The organism is Rickettsia sp. (assembly GCF_965035265.1).
On record NZ_CBCDJS010000091.1, the window covers coordinates 1 to 4753 of the forward strand.

Consider the following 4753-nt stretch of genomic DNA (forward strand, 5'->3'; position numbering starts at 1 on the left):
TTACAAGTGCAAGCGCCATAACTTCATCATCCTACTCTATCCCAAATATATTATAATTTTTAAATGTCTCTATCTGGTTTATATTAGAATTTTTTTTAACATAATCAAAAGCAGGCACCAGAAAACCTCCAGTTCCGCAAGTAGGATCAAAAATATAATCATTATATTTGATATCTAAAACTTCTGTTGCAAACTGAGCAATGTGTCTAGGAGTTAAGACAATTCCTATTTCTTTAGCACCGTTACCGTATTTTAAAAATTTTTCATAAAATTTTCCTAAAATATCGTTACCAGATGCCATTGCATTTTTAATATCTAACGTTTGAAGTTCTTTTAATGCATCAATAATAGCTTTTCTATATTTGGAGTGGTTTTCTTTGCTAGGTGGCACCTCTAGCTTAATAAAATTAAAAAAGTCTTGCTTGTTTACTTCGTTTAATTTCTGTTCTATTAAATTGTTTATGTTTTTTACAAGAGTTATTGTATTTTCTATTCTTAAATTAATATCTTCATTCAATGAGAGAGATAATATTAGACCCGCAATAAATCTGGCTCTTTTATTTTTGTTAACTCCTGCATTATGTAATATTTTATTTATATTCTCCGCAGAGCTTAAGTATTTTTCTTCTGGAAAATCAGGGAATTCCTGCCAATTAGGTGTTTTATTTGCTAATAAATAAGTAACCTGCTCTTTTGATAATAAAGTATCTTTATCCTTACCATTAAATAAAACCGTTCCCCACTGGTTATTATGTAAGTATTGGTTTATTATTGTATACCCATCGGTATCATTACCTGCAATACCAGTTGCAATAATACATTTTATCTTATTACTTTTATTGATTTTTTGAGCATAGTGATTTTTAGCTTCATCTAAAGCTTTATTAATATCTTTTTTATCTCTTTTACTTTCGATAACCCATAAATCACACTCATTGAGCTTAACAATAGCTTCAGGCATATCTCTTATTAAAACATTTTTAATCTCTAAATTAGCAAGCGATTCATTTTGCTTATATACTTCACCACTTGGAACTCTAGCAGGATTTTTAACAACCCAACCTAGTTTTTCTAATTCATTTTTTATATAGGAATAGGCATCTACTTCGCTATTTTTAGGATTATTTGAATTCATAATTGAATATTATTTTAAAAGTTTAAGTATTTTTGTTTAGTACTATAACATAATTGCTTGACACTTATATAGTCTTTCTAAAAAAAATAGATTTTTGCTTTAACTAAACTGTATATACATTTATATTAATATAGAAATAACTTTATATGTGCTATGAAAAATATTATTGCTTTAATTTGTTTTTTGATTGTTAGTAGTAGCTGCTTTGCTTCCGAGCCGTTACCTTGGCAAGTAACATTCCAGCCGCCGGCAAGCCCGATTATGGAAGAATTACATCATTTTCATAATTTTCTGCTTTATATCTCAACAGCTATCGTTTTATTTGTTACCGGGCTACTTATTTATGTATGTATTAGATTCAGTGCAAAAAATAATCCGCTGCCGGCAAAATTTTCACATAATATTTTAATAGAGATAATATGGACTGTAATCCCGATAATAATCTTGATTATTATCGCCGTGCCGTCTTTTAGAATATTGCGTCATGCCGAAAAAATACCCGAAACGGATTTAACTATTAAAGTAGTAGGTTACCAGTGGTATTGGCATTATATATATCCCGATCATGATAATTTAGAATTTGATAGCGTAATGATCTCTGATGAGAATTTAAAACCTGACCAAAAAAGATTATTAGACGTCGATAATCGAATTGTTATTCCTGAAAATGCTACCGTAAGATTTCTCATTACTGCAGGCGATGTAATACATAGTTTTGCCGTTCCGTCACTTGGGTTTAAAATAGATGCAGTGCCTGGAAGAATTAATGAAACATGGACAAGAGTTGCCAAGAAAGGCGTATATTACGGGCAATGTTCGGAGCTTTGCGGCATCAATCACGGCTTCATGCCGATTGCTATAGAAGTAGTGAGCAAAGAGGATTTCGACAATTGGATAGCAAGCAAGAATAAGGTTGCTGTGAATGTTGGGAATCAAAAGTTAGTCGCCAATTAATTATATTTGGAAATTTTATGAAAATTCATACTCAAATATCCGAATTAGATAAATTACTAAACGATATAACTGATTCTAATCGACATAAAGAAATATTAAATAGCGATGATACAGCAGGTAATGAAGCATGGTAATGAGTGAAGAAGAATATAGAAATCATCCTGACATAATTAATCTACCTGAACGGGAAAAAATTTATCATTATCTAATATATGTAGGATATTATGAAGATTATAATATTGCGTTAGATATTCTAACAAAAAATTTAAGAAATCCGGAAGAATTAATACAAGCTGCAGCAATTGAAGCTGTAGGTCTTTTGGTTGAGAGGTTTTATAATATTAAAGAAGATTTAATATTACCGGTATTATTTGAAAACTTGAAAAGTACTAGCAAAGAAATTTTAGGTAAAACTTTAGAAACATTACATGATATTGCCTATTGTGTAACAAGATTAAGAAGAAAAGTTTTTTTAGCATATTTTAAAAATGGCTTTGATTTTTTTAAGCTTAAAAAACTAGAAAAATTTACTGATAAAAATTTAATATACTCTTTAAGTAATGAGGAAGAAAAAATAAAGTTTATTTTAAGTTTTTGTCAGAATTCTAAAAATTATCAAGAAGCTTTAGAAGTATGTTTGTATTTTCTTAAAAAGAATGAAAGTAAGAAAATAAATACAACAGCTTTTGAGGGGCTTAGCTATATAGTAGTAAGATTCCAAAAAATAAATTTTAAAGTTGTATTACCTCTTATTAAAAAGTATTTGAGATATTCGATGATAGGAACGAGAACAAGCGAGTGGGTGTCTGCTCGATATCTTTTAGCCGATATTGTAACTATGATACCAAAATTACGGTTAAAAACAATATCACTTCTAAAAAAGGATTGTGCTGTTTATTTAAAGCATCCATCTTTTATTAGTTATATCATGACTAAAAATAAACCAAAAGATCAAATTAAGCTCGAAAAAATGCTAAAATTATATATAAATAACCTTGAGAGGCAAAAGATTAAACTTAATGTTTCTAGTTTTCAAAAATCAATTTAAATAAAAATTACAACTGCTATGCACTCAATTATAACTACAAACGACCTAAACCACGATGACCATCACACTCCTCACGGCTGGAGGCGGTGGCTTTTTTCTACCAATCACAAAGATATCGGCATTATGTATATCATATTTGCCATTTTTGCGGGAATTGTCGGCGGTTTGTTCTCACTGCTTTTTAGGTTAGAGCTTGCAATGCCCGGCGGCACTTTCTTAAATCATGATTTCCAGCTATATAACGTGCTTATTACCGCACATGCAGTTATTATGGTGTTCTTTATGATTATGCCGGCTTTATTCGGCGGGTTTGGTAACTATTTCGTACCTCTATTAATAGGGGCTCCCGATATGGCATTTCCGAGATTAAACAATATCAGTTTTTGGCTATTAGTTCCTGCCTTTCTCTTACTTATGGGTTCGGCTTTTGTTGACGGCGGTCCTGGAACGGGCTGGACGCTCTACCCTCCTTTAAGTAATTTGAGCGGTCACCCGGGAGCTGCCGTTGATATGGCTATTTTCAGCTTACATTTAACGGGTCTTTCGTCAATCCTTGGATCAATTAACTTAATCGTTACTATCTTTAATATGAGAGCTCCGGGGATGGGATTATTTAAAATGCCATTATTCGTTTGGTCTATTTTAGTTACTGCATTCTTAATAATTATTGCTATGCCAGTACTTGGTGGAGCTATCACTATGTTATTAACAGATCGTAATTTCGGTACTAACTTTTTCAAGACTGACGGCGGCGGCGATCCTGTATTATTTCAGCATCTATTTTGGTTTTTCGGTCATCCTGAAGTATATATCGTAATACTTCCAGGCTTTGGTATAGTAAGTCAGGTTATTTCAACTTTTTCACGCAAACCTATATTTGGCTATCAAGGTATGGTTGCAGCTATGGTAATAATCGGTTTCGTCGGATTTATCGTATGGGCTCACCATATGTTTACTGTTGGGCTTTCTTATAATGCACTTATATATTTTACTGCCGGAACAATGATTATTGCCGTTCCGACGGGTATTAAAATATTTAGCTGGATCGCTACTATGTGGGGCGGCTCGATTACGTTCCCAACTCCAATGCTATTTTCAATAGGATTCATTATATTATTTACGATTGGCGGCGTAACCGGCATAATTCTCTCAAACTCAGCGCTTGATAGAGTGCTGCACGATACTTATTACGTTGTTGCACATTTCCATTATACAATGTCGCTTGGTGCTTTATTTACAGCATTTGCAGGATTTTATTATTGGTTCGGCAAAATATCCGGTAAACAATATCCAGAAATCTTAGGCAAAATCCATTTTTGGATTACTTTTATTGGGGTTAATTTAACTTTCTTCCCCCAGCACTTTTTAGGGCTTGCGGGCATGCCAAGAAGAATACCTGACTACCCTGAGGCTTTCGCCGGCTGGAATATGGTTTCTTCAATAGGAGCAGGTATCTCCATGGCAGCTGCACTTTATTTTGTATTTATTGTGTTCTATACGCTAAAATACGGAAAAGATTGTCCGGCGAATCCTTGGGGAGAAGGTGCAGATACGCTTGAGTGGACCCTTACCTCGCCACCGCCGTTCCATACTTTTGAAACACCACCGCATATTGA

Annotated in this window: 4 protein-coding genes; 3 read left to right on the forward strand and 1 reads right to left on the reverse strand. The window is 33.0% G+C overall.

Annotated elements, in window-relative coordinates:
• Window positions 1-31: 31 nt before the first annotated feature.
• Entirely contained in the window at window positions 32-1135 is a 1104-nt protein-coding gene (locus AC1Z7D_RS05870; RefSeq protein ID WP_482602808.1) for an N-6 DNA methylase, read from the reverse strand.
• A gap of 153 nt (window positions 1136-1288) precedes the next feature.
• Between AC1Z7D_RS05870 and coxB the strand changes: the two genes are divergently transcribed.
• The 3 genes from coxB to ctaD all read left to right on the forward strand — a co-directional run.
• The gene (coxB, locus tag AC1Z7D_RS05875) at window positions 1289-2089 is read left to right on the forward strand and encodes a cytochrome c oxidase subunit II (protein WP_482602810.1); all 801 of its coding nucleotides are present in this window, start codon (window positions 1289-1291) and stop codon (window positions 2087-2089) included.
• A gap of 133 nt (window positions 2090-2222) precedes the next feature.
• A complete protein-coding gene (locus AC1Z7D_RS05880; RefSeq protein ID WP_482602812.1) occupies window positions 2223-3137 on the forward strand; it encodes a hypothetical protein in 915 nt (304 codons plus the stop codon).
• Window positions 3138-3155: 18 nt separating this feature from the next.
• Window positions 3156-4753, forward strand: a 1598-nt coding sequence (gene ctaD / locus AC1Z7D_RS05885; RefSeq protein ID WP_482602814.1) for a cytochrome c oxidase subunit I, incomplete at its 3' end; no start/stop codon positions are given.